Source organism: Streptomyces spongiicola, from assembly GCF_003122365.1.
Classification (GTDB): Bacteria; Actinomycetota; Actinomycetes; order Streptomycetales; family Streptomycetaceae; genus Streptomyces; species Streptomyces spongiicola.
On the sequence record NZ_CP029254.1, the window covers coordinates 5,988,554 to 6,003,503 of the forward strand.

At 74.5% G+C, this 14,950-nt stretch carries 11 protein-coding genes; 4 read left to right on the top strand and 7 right to left on the bottom strand.

Annotation, left to right across the window (positions count from 1 at the left end):
* Positions 1–167: 167 nt before the first annotated feature.
* Both hemG and hemQ read left to right on the top strand, forming a co-directional pair.
* A complete protein-coding gene (hemG, locus tag DDQ41_RS26110; protein ID WP_109296654.1) occupies positions 168–1,613 on the top strand; it encodes a protoporphyrinogen oxidase in 1,446 nt (481 codons plus the stop codon).
* 4 nt (positions 1,614–1,617) lie between these two features.
* A complete protein-coding gene (gene hemQ / locus DDQ41_RS26115) occupies positions 1,618–2,337 on the top strand; it encodes a hydrogen peroxide-dependent heme synthase (protein ID WP_109296655.1) in 720 nt (239 codons plus the stop codon).
* A 70-nt stretch (positions 2,338–2,407) separates the two neighbouring features.
* Here hemQ and DDQ41_RS26120 read toward each other — a convergent pair whose 3' ends face one another.
* From DDQ41_RS26120 to DDQ41_RS26135, 4 genes are all read right to left on the bottom strand, one after another.
* Positions 2,408–4,003, bottom strand: coding sequence for an alpha/beta hydrolase (locus DDQ41_RS26120; RefSeq protein WP_109296656.1), 1,596 nt, complete (start codon positions 4,001–4,003; stop codon positions 2,408–2,410).
* Positions 4,004–4,543: 540 nt separating this feature from the next.
* Positions 4,544–6,154 carry a DUF692 domain-containing protein gene (locus DDQ41_RS26125; RefSeq protein ID WP_109296657.1) on the bottom strand — a complete coding sequence of 537 codons (1,611 nt, stop codon included), beginning with the start codon at positions 6,152–6,154 and terminating at the stop codon, positions 4,544–4,546.
* 192 nt (positions 6,155–6,346) lie between these two features.
* Positions 6,347–7,126 (bottom strand): DUF4142 domain-containing protein, encoded by a 780-nt coding sequence (locus DDQ41_RS26130; protein WP_172607569.1) that lies wholly within the window; start codon positions 7,124–7,126, stop codon positions 6,347–6,349.
* Between the two features lie 476 nt (positions 7,127–7,602).
* Complete coding sequence (locus tag DDQ41_RS26135; protein ID WP_394342194.1) at positions 7,603–8,286, bottom strand: peptidyl-tRNA hydrolase; 684 nt, start codon at positions 8,284–8,286, stop codon at positions 7,603–7,605.
* Positions 8,287–8,589: 303 nt separating this feature from the next.
* Here DDQ41_RS26135 and DDQ41_RS26140 point away from each other — a divergent pair, with 303 nt between their 5' ends.
* The gene (locus DDQ41_RS26140) at positions 8,590–9,705 is read left to right on the top strand and encodes a S1 family peptidase (protein ID WP_435864027.1); all 1,116 of its coding nucleotides are present in this window, start codon (positions 8,590–8,592) and stop codon (positions 9,703–9,705) included.
* Between the two features lie 750 nt (positions 9,706–10,455).
* Here DDQ41_RS26140 and DDQ41_RS26145 read toward each other — a convergent pair.
* The 3 genes from DDQ41_RS26145 to zapE all read right to left on the bottom strand — a co-directional run bounded on the left by DDQ41_RS26145 (position 10,456) and on the right by zapE (position 13,629).
* The gene (locus DDQ41_RS26145; RefSeq protein WP_109296661.1) at positions 10,456–11,892 is read right to left on the bottom strand and encodes an alkaline phosphatase PhoX; all 1,437 of its coding nucleotides are present in this window, start codon (positions 11,890–11,892) and stop codon (positions 10,456–10,458) included.
* Positions 11,893–12,086: 194 nt separating this feature from the next.
* Positions 12,087–12,512, bottom strand: a complete 426-nt coding sequence (locus DDQ41_RS26150; protein ID WP_109296662.1) for an OsmC family protein — start codon at positions 12,510–12,512, stop codon at positions 12,087–12,089.
* A 61-nt stretch (positions 12,513–12,573) separates the two neighbouring features.
* Positions 12,574–13,629: a cell division protein ZapE gene (zapE, locus tag DDQ41_RS26155; protein ID WP_109296663.1), complete on the bottom strand. Its 1,056-nt coding sequence runs from the start codon at positions 13,627–13,629 to the stop codon at positions 12,574–12,576.
* Positions 13,630–14,052: 423 nt separating this feature from the next.
* On the opposite strand from zapE, the gene DDQ41_RS26160 reads away from it, so the two are divergent.
* The gene (locus tag DDQ41_RS26160; protein WP_109296664.1) at positions 14,053–14,832 is read left to right on the top strand and encodes a pyrimidine reductase family protein; all 780 of its coding nucleotides are present in this window, start codon (positions 14,053–14,055) and stop codon (positions 14,830–14,832) included.
* The last annotated feature ends 118 nt before the right edge of the window (positions 14,833–14,950 follow it).

The following is a 14,950-nucleotide window of genomic DNA, read 5'->3' on the forward strand; positions in this document are numbered from 1 at the left end:
GGACCGCCGACCGCGGACCACGGACCGCGCCGCCCGGTCAGCGCGGCCCCCACCGGCCCGTGCACGCGAGACCAGCCCGTGCACGGGAGACCGGCCCCTGCACGGGCACCGGCCGCCGAGCCCGAGCCGATGCCGGTCCGCCCGGGGCGGTTTGAGAGAGTGGAGGCATGCTGCCCACGTCAGAGGACCCCCGGGCCCGCGCAGGCCGTGTCGTCGTCATCGGCGGTGGTATCGCCGGCCTCGCGGCGGCGCACCGGCTGGCCACGTCCGGAGTGCGGGTGACCCTGCTGGAGGCCGGCGGCCGGCTCGGAGGCAAGCTCCGGACCGGGGAGATCGCCGGAGCCCCCGTCGACCTCGGCGCCGAGTCGGTGCTCGCCCGGCGGCCCGAGGCGGTCGCCCTCGCACGCGCCGTCGGGCTCGGCGACCGGCTGCGGCCCCCGGCCACCACCACCGCCTCCGTCTGGACCCGCGACGCCCTGCACCCCATGCCCCGGGGCCATGTGATGGGTGTCCCCGGCACCCCGGAGGCACTGTCCGGGCTGCTGTCCGCCGAGGGCGTCGCCCGGATCGGGCGGGAGCGCGAACTGCCCCCGGCTGAGCTGGCGGAGGACGTCGCCGTCGGCACGTTCGTGGCCGAGCGCCTCGGTCACGAGGTCGTCGACCGGCTCGTCGAGCCGCTGCTCGGCGGCGTGTACGCGGGCGACGCCTACCGCATCTCCATGCGCGCCGCCGTCCCCGCCCTCTTCGACGCTGCCCGGGCCGCCGGAGGCAACCTGCTGGACGGCGTCCGCGAGGTGCAGCGCCGGACCGCCGAGCGGCACGAGACCGGCCCCGTGTTCATGGGCCTCGACGGCGGGGTCGGCACCCTCCCGGCGGCGGTCGCCGACGCCGTCCGGGCCGCCGGCGGCGAGATCCTCACCGAGACCCCGGTGCTCCGTCTGACCCGCGGCGCCGACGGCTGGCGGATCCGCACCGACGCGGCGGAACTCATCGCGGACGGTGTCGTCCTCGCGGTCCCCGCCTGGTCTGCCTCCGTGCTCCTCGCCGACGCGGCACCGGCGGCGTCCGCCGAGCTCTCCCGGGTCGAGTACGCGTCGATGGCCCTCGTCACGCTCGCCTTCCGCGCCGCCGACACGGCCGTGCTGCCCGCCGGGTCCGGCTTCCTCGTACCCCCGGTGGACGGGCGAACGATCAAGGCGTCCACGTTCTCCGCGCAGAAGTGGGGCTGGGTCGCCGACCGCGCCCCCGGGCTCTTCCTGCTGCGCACCTCCGTCGGCCGGTACGGCGAGGAGAAGCAGCTCGACCGGGAGGACGACGACCTCGTGGCCGCCTCGCTCGGGGACCTCGCCGAGGCGACCGGGCTCACCGCCCGCCCCGTCGCCTCCCGCGTCACCCGCTGGACCGACGGGCTGCCGCAGTACCCCGTCGGCCACCTGGGCCGGGTCGCCCGCGTCCGGGACGCCGTGGCCGCGCTGCCCGGGCTGCGGGTCTGCGGGGCGGCGTACGACGGCGTCGGCATCCCCGCCTGCGTCGGCAGCGGGCAGCGCGCGGCGGACGAGGTCATCGCCACGGCCCCCCTGGTGCGGGGCGCCGTCCGCGAAGGGCGAGAATAGCCCCATGACTGCGCCCGAGAAGATCCCGAACGCCGGTAAGAAGGCGAAGGACCTCAACGAGGTCATCCGCTACACCCTGTGGTCCGTGTTCAAGCTGCGGGACGTGCTGCCGCAGGACGCGGACCGCGCCGGGTACGCAGGCGAGGTCCAGGAGCTGTTCGACCGGCTCGCGGCCGAGGACGTCACCGTTCGCGGTACGTACGACCTGTCCGGTCTGCGCGCCGACGCCGACCTGATGGTCTGGTGGCACGCCGAGACCGCGGACCGGCTCCAGGACGCGTACAACCTCTTCCGCCGCACCCGCCTCGGCCGCGCGCTGGAGCCGGTCTGGTCGAACATGGCGCTGCACCGCCCCGCCGAGTTCAACAAGTCCCACATCCCCGCCTTCCTCGCCGACGAGACCCCGCGCGACTACGTCTCGGTGTACCCGTTCGTACGCTCCTACGACTGGTATCTGCTGCCCGACGAGGACCGCCGCCGGATGCTGGCCGACCACGGCAGGATGGCCCGCGGCTACCCGGACGTCCGCGCCAACACCGTCGCCTCCTTCTCCCTCGGCGACTACGAGTGGCTGCTCGCCTTCGAGGCCGACGAGCTGTACCGGATCGTCGACCTCATGCGGCACCTGCGCGCGTCCGAGGCGCGGATGCACGTCCGCGAGGAGGTCCCCTTCTACACCGGGCGCCGCAAGAGCGTCGCCGACCTGGTGGCCGGTCTGGCCTGACGGCCGAGAACCACCCGGACCAGGAGGCGGGACCCCCGCGGGGCGGCCCGCCTCCCCCCGACCCGGAAGATCAGACGGCGGGCGGCAGCACCCGCTCGACCGCCCGCCGCTCCAGCGACACCGGGTCCGGCTGCGGGTGCGGCGCGCACGACGCGCGCCGCACCGGCGTCCTGCCGGTCAGCAGGTACGCCTCCATATGGCCGTTGACGCAGGCGTTGTCGCCGCCCGAGATGCCGTGCGTCCCCGCATCCCGCTCCGTGACCAGCACCGAACCCGCCAGGCGCTCCTGCAGTCTCAGGGCGCCGGCGTACGGGGTGGCCGCGTCCCGCTCCGCCGCCAGGATCAGCAGCGGCGGCACGTCCCCCGGCCCGGTGCGCACGTCGACCGGCCGCTGCCGCGGCTGCTGCCAGTACGCGCACGGCAGGTTCATCCAGACGTTCGCCCAGGTCTCGAACGGCGCCCGCCGCGCCAGCGCGGTGTTGTCCCGGTCCCACACGGCCCAGTCCGTGGGCCAGGGAGCGTCGTTGCACTGCACGGCCGTGTAGACGGCGTTGCCGTTCTCCTCCTCGGCGGCCGCCGACGCGCGGGGCTTCGCCTGCTTGACGAGCTGCCGCGGATCGCCCTTCAGATACGCCGACAGGGCCAGGGCGCGGCGCGGCCAGTACAGGTCGTTGTAGACGGTCCGGGTGAACGCCGCCTGGAGCTGGCCCGGGCCGACCGCGCCGTCCGCCGGGTTCTCCGCCAGCAGGGCGCGCGCCCGGTCGTAGGCCGCCTGCACCTGCCGGGGCGTCGTGCCGAGACCGTAGGTGGCGTGGTGCCGGGCGACCCAGGCGCGGAAGTCCGCCCACCGGCTCTCGAACGCGAGCGACTGCTCCAGGTTGTTGCGGTACCAGATCTTCGCCGGGTCCGGGTCGACGGGGGAGTCGAGCACCATCCGGCGCACCCGGTCGGGGAACGTCATCGCGTACAGGGCGCCCAGATAGGTGCCGTAGGAGGCGCCGAGGAAGGTCAGCCGCCGTTCGCCGAGGGCCTCCCTCAGCACCTCCAGATCGCGGACGTTGTTGAGCGTGTGGTAGTGCCGCAGGGCCGGGCCCGCGTTGCGGGCGCAGCCCTGCGCGTACGCCCGGGCACGCGCCACGCCCTGCCGCTTCTCGGCGGCGGAGGGATGGACGGGGGCCGAGGTCGGCGCCTTGGTGAACTCCGCCGGGTGCTGACAGGAGATGGGCGCGGAGCGGCCCACGCCGCGCGGCGCGTAGCCCACCAGGTCGTACGCCTCCGCGATGCGCTTCCACTCGGGTTCGTCGGCGAGTGCGGGGAAGTACATGCCGGAGCCGCCGGGCCCACCGGGGTTGTAGAGGAGCGCGCCCTGGCGCACGGACGGCCCGCCCGCCGCCCGCACCCGGCTGACGGCGATACTGATCTGCCGCCCCCACGGGTCGGCGTAGTCGAGGGGCACCCGGACCGCGGCGCACTCGACGGTCGGCGGCAGGTCCTCCTCCGCCGGGCAGGCGCCGAAGGTGACTCCGGCGGCCACGGCACGGGCGGCGGCGACGGCGGTACCGCGGTCCTCCGGGCCGCCGGACCGGGGCGTCCCGGCCGCCGGGGCCGCCGCGAGGGCCGAGAGGATCAGGGAGCCGGCGGCTCCGTACAGGGCTGCTTTTCTCATCGCGTTCCCTTCGCACCACCGGTCGTGGCTCGAAGGTCACCGGGGGTCCGGGTTTTGTAAAGGATCTTGCTCGGGTGTCGCGGTCGATGACCCTTTTGCTGCACGTGCGATGTCGCGCATGTGCTGCTGTGCAGGTGGCGTCGCGCATGTGCTGTTGCGTTCGTGCCGCTGTGTTGTGCTGTGTTGTGCTGATCTGTGTTGTGCTTGTGCCGTCGTGTCTGTGCCGTTGTGTGTGGTGTTGTGTTCGTGGCGTCGTGTATGCGGCGTTGAGGGCGGGCGCTTGGGCGCGGTGTCCCGGGCGGGATGTGTCATCTTCGCGTGGCCGAAGGCTCGTTGCCGGGGATGCTCGTTGCCGGTCGGCCCGCCGCAGGGCCGTCGGATTGGGGCCGTCCGCTTGGACGGCCGTCCGCTCCGAGGCGGTCCGTCGCCGGTTCCGAGGGCGGTCCGTCGCCGGTCGCGTCACCCCGGGGCGGCTGTCGCGGGCCGCCCTCGTGGACGCGGCCTCCGGCAGGTGGTGCGCCGGGCCGGCCCGGCCCGGGCTCACCTCCTGACGAGGGCGGCTCGGGCTGCGCGGACGAAGCGCGTCGCGCGGCGCGGTGGACGGGGCCCCGCCCGGTCCCTCCACCACTGGGCGAGCCGGCGGCGGGCGACCGGGTCCTCGGGCCGCCCCGCGGCGAGCAACTGCTCGGCGAAGTCCAGCGCGTCCCGCCGGTAGCCGCCGCGCATCGGGCGGGACGTGGCGTAGCCGAGGTACGCGGGCCGGTAGCCGGTGCCGAGGATCTGCGGCAGTTCTGGCGCCACCCTGGCGACGACGTCGGCCCGCTTGGCGGCGAGCGCCCGGCTCTGCACCCTCAGCCGCCGGGCGTCGAACCCCTCCGGCGCCGGCGTCCCGGCGACGAGCGCGGACAGCAGGGCGGCCTGTGCGAGCCCGAGGCGCTCCCGCGCGATGTCGTCCGGAGCGCGGCACTGCGCCGTCGCGCCGGCCGGGGACACCGGCTCGTGCGCCGCGCTGCACCCGTCCGCCGCGCCTGTCGCGCTGCACCCGTCCGCCGCGTCCGCCGCGTCCGTCGCGTCCGTCGCGTCCGTCGCGTCCGTCGCGTCTGTCGTGTCCGTCGTGTCCACGTCGTCCGACGGGTACGCGTCGTGCGTCGTGTCCGCGTCGTCCGCTCGGTGCGCGTCGTCCGCCGGGTTTGCTCTGCCTGCCGGGTGCGCCGTGTCCGCCGTGTCCCGCCCGGCCGCCCCGCGGGCACCGTCCGGGAGCCCCGCGAGGGCCCCGGGCGCCGGCCCGTCCGCCGCCCGGGTGCCCGGTGCGCGTCGTGGGGGCGAGTCGAGGACCGCGCGGATCACGTCCAGTTCCGCGGCCAGCTCCTCCCCGGGAGGGAAGGCGTCGTCCCGCTCCAGCAGCACCCCTGGCGGGTCGGTGCGCGAGCACAGTTCGGCGAGGAGGTCGAGGACCGGCCGCGGCACCGGGTGGGCGTGGCTGTCGTGCCAGACGCCGTCGCGCTCCACTCCGCCGGCGACATGGACGTACGCGATCGCCTCGACGGGCAGCTCGTCCAGGGCCCGGAGCGGGTCCTCGGCCCGGTTGACGCGGTTGGTGTGCAGATTGGCGACGTCGACCAGCAGCCGCACCCCGGTGCGTTCGACGAGCTCCGCCAGGAACCGGCCCTCCGTCATCTCCTCGCCGGGCCAGGAGATCAGGGCGGCGATGTTCTCCAGGGCGAGCGGCACGGGCAGGCCGTCCTGTGCGATGCGGACGTTCTCGCAGAGGACGTCGAGCGCGTCCCGGGTGCGCGGGACGGGGAGCAGGTGCCCGGCCTCGAGCGGGGGCGAGGCGGTCAGCGCGCCGCCGGCGCGGACGAACGCGATGTGCTCGGTCACGAGCGGCGCCCCCAGTGCCTCGGCGCGTTCGGCCAGATCGGCCAGCCGGCGCGGGTCCGGCCGTCCCGCCCCGCCGAGTCCCAGGGAGACACCGTGCGGGACGACCGTGACGCCGCGCTCCCTCAACCGCCGTAGCGAGTCGGGGAGATGGCCGGGGCAGACGTTCTCCGCGACGACCTCGACCCAGTCGAGACCGGGCAGCCGCTCCACGGCGGCGGCGATCTCCGGGCGCCAGCCGATACCGGTGCCGAGCCTGTCGAGGTGCTTCATGGGTCCCCCTCCTCCGTGTCTGGAGGGGTCATGGCCCCGACGGGCCATGACCAATCCCGGGGAGCGGACGTTCAGAGCTTCATTTGAGGTTGCGCACACCCCGGTCGGGTGCCGGGCCCGTTGAAAGCGCGGGCCCGGCGCGGTGGTGGCGGGTGCGCCGGGAGCCTCCCGGCGCGGGCCCGCCACGCGTCGTCAGCTGCTCGCGCCCGGTGCCGGCCGGTTGGTGTTGACGGCGGTCGGCGGCCCCGGCTGGGTCGAGGGTTCCGAGGTGGTCTCGATCCCGCCGGGCGGCACGGCCGGGGTGGGCGCCGGGGGCAGGTTGCCGTCCGGCGGCGGCGGCCCCGTGGGGCTGGCCGTCGCAGCGCCCGCGGCCTCGTTGGCGATCGCGTCGAAGTCCACCATGCCGGTGTTCTCGAGCATGGTGATGTGGTCCAGCACGGTCTGGTTCGCGTCGGACGCGAGCTGACGGATCAGGGTGTTGCGGGTGCTGTGGCGGACCTGGGCGATGAGGGCGAACACCTTGCCGTGGGCGTTGCGCAGCAGGTTTGCGAACTTGTACTCGTACTCGCGGCCGCTGGCCGCCGACAGCTCCCTCAGCCAGCCCTGCTGCTGCTCGGTGGGCACGTTCGGCAGCTCCACGCCCAGCTTCGCCGCCACGTCGCGGGCACGCTGGTCGAGGTCGGTGTGACCGACGATGAGATGGTCGCCCGCATCCTTGATCGCCTGGGTCGGGGCACGCTCGAGTGCCTGCTGACCGGCGGGCAGCTCCCACAGCCCGGCGAGCCGCACCTTGACCAGGAAGTCGCGGTCGGTCGCCGTCAGCGGCCCCCACTGGGTTCCCACGGACGAGGCGTTGAGATTGGCCTGGCCAGTCCCGGACCGGTCGGCGTAGGACCATACGGGGAAAGCGAGCGCGCCCACTGTGGCGACCAGTGCCGCGATGATGAGGGCTGTCCCGTTGACGCGACGCAGCAAGTGTGCCTCCCGATCCGATGTGCGTACCGCGGAACCCCGGCTAGGTCACCGGCGGTTCGAACTGCTGGGCAGTACCGGGAGGTACGTACGGGGGAGCGGTCCCGTTCAGCCCGGGGCCGGAAGATCTCCGCGCGGCGGGGTGAGGAGGCCCGCGTGCCGCCCGGGAGGGTCTCGGTAGCGCCCCGGGAGGGTCTCGGTACCGCCGGGACGGTCTCCGCTCCGCAAGCGAAGATCTCGCGTGCGGGGCGGGAGCGCGCCCGTACCGGGTGGGATCACCCGGACGGATCCCCTGTAAGGGAGCCGCTGTGCGGGAGCCGCTGTACAGAACCCCCGGTACAGAACCTCCCCCGTACAGAACCGCCCGTACAGCCCCCCGGTACAGAACCCCCCGGCACAGAACCCCCGTCACGGCGCGGGAGAGTGCCCTACCGCTCGGGAGGAGAGGAGGAGCGCCCGTGCCGTCCGGCAGGGCGTCAGTGCCGCACCGGGTGCTCGGCGACGACCGTCACGGAGCCCGGGGCGACCTCCGTGAAACCCGCGTCCCGGACCGTCGGCAGGCCGCGCGCGGCGAGTTCGGCCCAGCGGCCGGCGGCGGCGGTCCGGACGGCGAGCGGGAAGCCGGCGTCCCGCCACGCCGTCCGCCCGGCCTCGTCCATGTCCCACCACAGCAGCTGCGCCCCGTGCCCGACCTGCGCCATCTCCTTGCCCGTCGACATGTGCAGCCCGGGGTTGAGCCAGAGCAGGGCACAGCCGGGTCCGGCGTCGCCGACCGGCTGTCCGCGATCCTCCAGTTCCGTGCCCGACACCTGGAGCTTCGACAACTCCCTGGGCCAGCCGTCCAGTGGCACCGGCGGGAACACCCGCACCTCGGCACCGCCCCCGGCCGCCGTGATGCCGGGCAGCTCCGACGCCTTGCGCCACTCGGCGCCGCGCGCCCTGCGTACCACCTTGCGGATCCGGCCGTCCTGCCAGTCCCGTACGCGCGCCGCCCATTCGCCGTCCCCGGACGACCGCGCGTCGGAGAGCATCAGCACGACCGCGCGGGCGGCGGTCTCCAGCGCGTCGGTGCGGGACGGCGGCTCGTTCCGCTCGATCCGGACCACGAGCGGCAGGACGAACTGGGGGGCCTCATCGCGCGGCACCGGCTCCTGACGCAAGGGGCTGTTGGTGCTGCCACTGCTGTCCGTGCTGCCGGTGCTGCCGGTGCTGCCCGCGCTGGCCGTGCTGTCCCTGCTGTTCACCCGCGCATTCTGCCAGCCTGCCGGAAGGCAAGGGGGCCCGGCCCGCCCGGGTGGGGACGCGGCCGGCCGCCCAGTCTCTGACGTTGCGTCAAAAAATATTCTTTGCACGGGTGATGAACGGACACGGGGACGGCGTCCGTATCAAGGGCCGGACGCGTTCCCCCCCTCCCGGTCCCCCCTCGGCGACCGGAGTCCGTACCCCCCGCAGGAGGCGAAGAGTTGAGTCACAGGCGTATACCCAAGCGGAAGGCGATACTCGCCGGAGCCGGAGCGGTGGGCATCGCCGCAGCCGCAGTACTGCTGCCGAATGCCAACGCTTCGCAGTCCGGGTCCGAGGACGAGCGGACCGCTCCCAGAAAGCTGAGTGCGGCATCTGCCGCGGATCTCCTCCAGCAGCTGGGCAGGCAACTCGGCGAGTCCTACGGCGGCGCGTACTACGACGCGTCGAAGCAGCAGCTCATCGTGAACATCGTCGGCGATGACAACGATGTGGAGATCGAGGTCAAGCGGGCCGGTGCGGTGGCCCGCAGCGTGCAGAACAGCTTCTCCACCCTGAAGTCCGCCACCCGTACGCTCTCCAGCGAGGCCACGGTGCCGGGCACGGCCTGGGCCATCGACCCCAGGAACAACCAGATCCTGGTGACCGCCGACCGCACCGTCACCGGCGAACGGTGGAACACCGTCGAGTCGGCCGTGGAGTCGCTGGGCGACGGGGTCGCCCGGATCCAGAAGTCGAAGGGCGAGTTCAAGCCCCTGCTGGAGGGCGGCGACGCCATCTTCAGCAACGGCGGTGCGCGCTGCTCGCTCGGCTTCAACGTCACGACCCAGGACGGGCAGTCCGGCTTCCTCACGGCAGGCCACTGCACAGCCGCCTCCGAGCAGTGGTCCGAGCAGCAGGGCGGCCAGCCGGTCGCCACCGCCCAGGAGTCCGTCTTCCCCGGTGAGGGCGACTTCGCGCTGGTGACGTACGACGACCCGAACACCGAGGCACCGAGCGCCGTCGACCTCGGCGACGGACGGGCCCTGGAGATCGGGCAGGCGGCAGACGCGGCCGTCGGCCAGGAGGTCTTCCGCATGGGCAGCACCACCGGCCTCAACGGCGGGCAGGTGACCGGGCTGAACGCCACCGTGAACTACGCCGAGGGCACCGTCACCGGTCTGATCCAGACCAACGTCTGCGCCGAACCGGGCGACAGCGGCGGAGCGCTGTTCACCAGGGACGGCAACGCCATCGGCCTCACGTCCGGCGGCAGCGGCGACTGCACCTCCGGCGGCGAGACCTTCTTCCAGCCGGTGACGACCGCGCTGGAGGCGGTGGGCGCGCAGATCGGCTGACGCGGGCGTACGGGTACCGCCGCCGGCCGCGCCGCTCGCGGACCGTACGGGGGCGGCGCTGACGCCCCGGCCGCTCACGGACCGCACGGCCGGCCCGTACGGGGGCGTACCGCCCGTCGGGACGCGGTGGCAGGGACGGCCCCAACCGGACCCCCGCCGCGACCCCGGCCGGAGCCGTGGTCGGAGCCCTCGTCGGAAACCTCACGGAAGCCGACCGGGGTCCCGGCCGCGACCCAACCGGACCCCAACCGGACCCCGGTCGGACCCAGGTCGGGACCCCGACCGGACCCCGGCCCCGGCTCCGGCTCGGGCCGGAAGGGGAGAGCGAGGGCAGGAGGAGAGGTGGCGGCACGGCCCCGGGCATCGGCGGATGCCCGGGGCCGTGCGGCTGCCCGGACCGCCGTGCGGCCCCGGCCGTTCGCCGGCAGCCCCCTGCCCGCCCCGACACCGAACCGGTCCTTCGGGCGGTGCGGGGTTGGTGTTCCCGAGGTGTTCCGGGGGCAGCCCGCCGACCGTCCAGGTGCGCTGCCTTCCGCCGCCCAGGTGCGGTAACCGCCGCGGCCGGGGTGCGGCGGAGACGTCGGCCGGGAGCGATCGCGGTGCGCCCGCCTCCGCCGGGGCCCGCCCGGCCCGTAGCCCGGCCTATAGCCCGGCCTGTAGCCCGGGCCTGTAGCCCGGCCGGGCCCCGGCCGGGGCCGGAGGGAGCTGGAGACCGGCCCGCAGCCGGCGCCGGCCCGGCGGAGCAGGCGCTCAGTGCCAGGGGCCGGTCACCGCGAACGTCGTACCGGGCGTGTAGCAGTTGACGTACATGGTCCCGCCGTCCGGTGAGAACGTCACGCCCGCGAACTCGCCCCACTCGGGTTCCTCCGGGGTGCCGGTGTTCTGGCGGTTGCGCGCCATCGCGTACACTTCGCCCCGCCTGGTCAGCCCGTACACGTGCTGGGCGCCGTTGCCGTCCTCGCACACCATCAGCCCGCCGCCCGGGGCGAGGCAGATGTTGTCCGGGGACTCACCGGGCAGTTGCAGGTCGGTCGCCGGGCCGAAGACGACGACCAGGGTCAGCCGCCGCCGCTCCGGTTCGTACCGCCACACCTGCCCGAAGTGGTCGGCGGCCGACCCGTCGGTGCTGCGGGCGAAACTGCACACGAAGTAGACGGACGAGCCGCCCCAGTAGCAGCCCTCGAGTTTCTGGGCGTGGGTGATGCCCCTCGGGCCGAAGTCCTGTAGCCGCACGGGGGTCTGACGCGCCTGCGGATCGGGCACGGGGACCCACTGGACTCCGTCGAAGCGTGCCCCGGTCTCCTGGATCGCGGACAGGTCCGGCACCCCCGGGACCCGCATCGCCTCCAGCCGTCCGCCCGCGCGCAGCGAGCCGGTGCCGCCGAGCGGTCTCTCCGGCAGGAAGCGGTAGAACAGCCCGAACGGCCGGTCGAAGGCGTCCTCCGTCTCGTAGACGACGCCGCGGCGCGGATCGACGGCGACTGCCTCGTGCTGGAAGCGGCCCAGCGCGGTCAGCGGTACGGCGCCGGTACGGCGGGGATCGGCGCCGTCCACCTCGAAGACGAAGCCGTGGTCCTTGGTGTAGCCGTTGGTGCCGGCCTGGTCCTCGTTCTCCTCGCAGGTGAGCCAGGTGCCCCAGGGCGTGGGCCCGCCCGCGCAGTTGACGGCGGTGCCCGCGACGGCCACGCGCTCGTCCAGGACGTCGCCGCGGCCGTCGAGGGTCAGTGCCGTGCAGCCGCCCTTGGCCGCCGGGTCGTAGGTGAGGCCCTCGACCGCGGGGACGCCGAGGCCGGCGCTGTGCCGGTTCTCGTGGTTGCGGACGAGATGGATCCTGCCGCGGCGTCCGCGCAGTGCGGTCATGCCGTCGTGGCGGCCGGGCACCGGGCCCTCGCCGGAGCGCAGCGGCTCGCCCTCACGGGAGAGCACCCGATAGCGGAAACCTTTCGGCAGGTCGAGCAGGCCCCGGGGGTCGGGGACGAGGGGGCCGTATCCGCGGTGGCCTCGGGCGGCGGCGGTCCCCGCGAACAACTCGGAGAAGACGCCGGTGAAGGCGATGCCGGCGACCGCGGCACCCGATCCGGCGAGGATCCGACGCCGTGTCGCGGAGGGGGCGCCGGGGCGGTCCGGCGCTTCGGCGCCCCCGCTCCCGGCGGTCCCCGCTGCTTGCTGCCTGCGTTCTGCGGTCATGAGGCGACTCCCTGCTGGCGGACAGAGATGTGACCCGCATGTGTGTACCAGGCGTGCGGTCGCGTGTGAAGCATGCGGGTCACCGTGCCCCTTGGTACGCGTGCCGACGCGTGCGCAACCGTGTTACGCGTGCTGTCGCGTGCGCAGCGCGGGGCGTCGCGCGACGCCCCGCGCGAGCGCTGCGAGGCGGCCTGCTACGCGAGCTTTGCCGTGAGGGTGATCTCCGTACCCGAAAGGGCCTGGCTCACCGGGCAGTTCTTCTTGGCCTCCTCGGCGGCGGCCTGGAAGCCCTCCTGGTCGAGACCGGGGACCCGGCCCTCGACGCTCAGGTGGATGCCGGTGATCCCCTCACCCGGCTGGAAGGTGACGTCGGCCTTGGTCTCCAGGCGGGTGGGCGGTGTACCGGCACCCGCGAGGCCGTGCGAGAGGGCCATGGAGAAGCAGCTGGAGTGGGCGCCGGCGATCAGCTCCTCGGGGCTGGTCCTGCCGTTCGCCTGCTCGGCGCGCGACGGCCAGGAGACGGGGAAGTCGCCGATGCCGGAGGAGTCGAACGTGACGACGCCGGAGCCGGCGAGCAGGTCGCCCTCCCAGACGGTGTGGGCCTGGCGCGTGGTGGCCATGATGGATCCCTTCCCAAAGCACTCGACGAATCGGTTCCAACCGGGCCCAACCTACTGGAGGCTACGGGGCGACGAGCCCCTTGGCGTCCCGCGCGAGTGCCGTCAGCCGGGAGATCGCCCGGTAGTACTTCTTCCGGTAGCCGCCCTTCAGCATCTCCTCACCGAACAGCCGGTCGAAGGGGAGCCCGGAGGCCAGAACCGGCACCTCCCGGTCGTAGAGCCGGTCCGCCAGTACGACGAGCCGCAGCGCCGTCGACTGGTCCGGCACCGGCCGCACGCCGGTGAGGCAGACCGCCCGCACCCCGTCCGTCAGCGCGCCGTAGCGGCTGGGGTGCACTCGCGCGAGGTGCTCCAGCAGCTCCGGGAAGCCGTCGAGGGAGGCCCCCTCGGTGGCGTGAGCGGCCCGGGTGACCTGCTCGTCCGAGAACGGCGCGGGCGCTTCGGGCAGGCCGCGGTGGCGGTAGTCCTCGCCGTCGATCCGCAGCGGCCGGAAGTGTGCGGACAGGCCCTGGATCTCGCGGAGGAAGTCGGCGGAGGCGAAGCGGCCCTCGCCGAGCTTGCCGGGCAGGGTGTTGGAGGTCGCCGCCAGTGCCACGCCCGCCTCGACGAGCCTGCCGAGCAGCGTCGACACGAGCACGGTGTCGCCCGGGTCGTCCAGCTCGAACTCGTCGATGCACAGCAGCCGGTGGCCGCTCAGGGTCGCAACGGTCTGCTGGAAGCCGAGCGCGCCGACCAGGTTCGTCAGCTCGACGAAGGTGCCGAAGGCCTTGAGGGCCGGCTCGGCGGGTGTGGCGTGCCAGAGGGAGGCCAGGAGGTGGGTCTTGCCGACGCCGTAGCCGCCGTCCAGATAGACCCCCCGCGGTGCGGCGGGCGCGGCGGGCTTCCGCGAGAACCAGCGGCGCCTGCCGCTGCCGGTGGCGTGCGCGCCGCCCAGTCCCGCGGCGAACGAGCCCAGCACGGTGACCGCCTCGGCCTGGCTGGGCTGGTTCGGATCGGGGACGTACGTCTCGAAGCGCACCGAGTCGAAGCGCGGCGGCGGGACCATCTCCGCGACCAGGCGGTCGGCGGGGACGCGGGGCTCGCGTGCGCACAGCGAGAGCGGGACTGCTTCGGTCATGGGCGTGGTCGACACAACCACCCACTGTACTGAGTCCGGGCGGCCGCCCTGCGAGGCCGTCGCGGCGGCCGCCCGCGACCGCCGTACCCGACGGCCGTGCGTGACGCCGTGCGCGACCGCCGTACCCGATGGCCGTGCGTGACGCCGTGCGCGACCGCCGTACCCGATGGCCGTGCGTGACGTCGTGCGCGACGGCCGTGCGTGACGTCGTGCGTGACGCCGTGCGCCACCAGGCGGACGCGGGGCGTGAGAGGCGCGGTTGCGCCGCGAGCACGCCCCGGCCGCGGGCGGCCGCTCCCGGCCGTTCCCGGCCGCCCGGGGCCCCGGGGCCGCCGGTGGGACGCCGCGCCCGGGCCCCCGGGCCCACCGACGGGACGCCCGCCCCGGTACGCGCGTGCGCGGCGCCGTGCCAGACTGCTCGGCATGCGACGCCTGTTCCCCCTGCCCGACCCGGACGATCCCGGCGGCGCCCTTGCCGCGGCCGACCGCGAGTGGGGGCTGGCCGAACTGGCCGACGCGTACGCCTATCCGGCCGCGGACGGCCCCTGGCTGCGGGCCAACATGGTCTCGTCCCTCGACGGCGCCGCCCAGCACGACGGGAGGTCGCAGCCGCTGTCGTCCGACGCCGACATGCGGATCTTCGGAACCCTGCGGGCGCTGGCCGACGCCGTGGTCGTCGGTGCCGAGACGGTCCGGCAGGAGGCCTATCGCCCCGCGCGCGCCAGGGACGCCTTCGCCGAGCGCCGCGCGGCCGCCGGACAGGGGCCCGCTCCCGCGGTCGCCGTGGTCAGCGCGAGCCTCGACCTGGACTTCTCGTTGCCCCTCTTCACCTCGCCCCTGGTGCCGACGCTGGTCCTGACCGGCGCGGCCGCACCTCCGGAGCGGGTGGCCGCCGCCGAGGAGGCCGGGGCGGAGGTGATCGTCGCGGGCGACGGGACGGGGGTCGACCCGGCGCGGGCCGTCGGGGCGCTGGCCGGGCGCGGCCTGCGGCGGCTGCTGACGGAGGGAGGGCCGAGGCTCCTGGGTCAGTTCGTCGGATCCGGGGTACTGGACGAGCTGTGCCTGACGGTGTCGCCGACGCTCACCTCCGGTACCGCGCAGCGGATCGCGTACGGATCCGGCCGGGCGGTGCCGGAGCGCTTCGCCCTGGTGTCCCTGCTGGAGGAGGCCGGTTTCCTCTTCACCCGATACCGTCGGACCTGACAAGGGCGGCAGGTCGTACACCGGTTTGTCCCGGCGGGGCACACTACTGGAAGGCCCCGTGTGCAGACGGGGAAGGACGGTTCCGGCAGAAGGGCTCCTGACGTGTTCACAAGCGTAC

Excerpts from the sequence above, each read along its gene's own strand:
- hemQ (WP_109296655.1), top strand. The coding sequence starts at position 1,618 with ATGACTGCGCCCGAGAAGATCCCGAACGCCGGTAAGAAGGCGAAGGAC.
- DDQ41_RS26160 (WP_109296664.1), top strand. The coding sequence starts at position 14,053 with ATGCGACGCCTGTTCCCCCTGCCCGACCCGGACGATCCCGGCGGCGCC.
- DDQ41_RS26125 (WP_109296657.1), bottom strand. The coding sequence starts at position 6,154 with ATGAAGCACCTCGACAGGCTCGGCACCGGTATCGGCTGGCGCCCGGAG.
- DDQ41_RS26120 (WP_109296656.1), bottom strand. The coding sequence starts at position 4,003 with ATGAGAAAAGCAGCCCTGTACGGAGCCGCCGGCTCCCTGATCCTCTCG.
- zapE (WP_109296663.1), bottom strand. The coding sequence starts at position 13,629 with ATGACCGAAGCAGTCCCGCTCTCGCTGTGCGCACGCGAGCCCCGCGTC.
- DDQ41_RS26145 (WP_109296661.1), bottom strand. The coding sequence starts at position 11,892 with ATGACCGCAGAACGCAGGCAGCAAGCAGCGGGGACCGCCGGGAGCGGG.
- DDQ41_RS26150 (WP_109296662.1), bottom strand. The coding sequence starts at position 12,512 with ATGGCCACCACGCGCCAGGCCCACACCGTCTGGGAGGGCGACCTGCTC.
- hemG (WP_109296654.1), top strand. The coding sequence starts at position 168 with ATGCTGCCCACGTCAGAGGACCCCCGGGCCCGCGCAGGCCGTGTCGTC.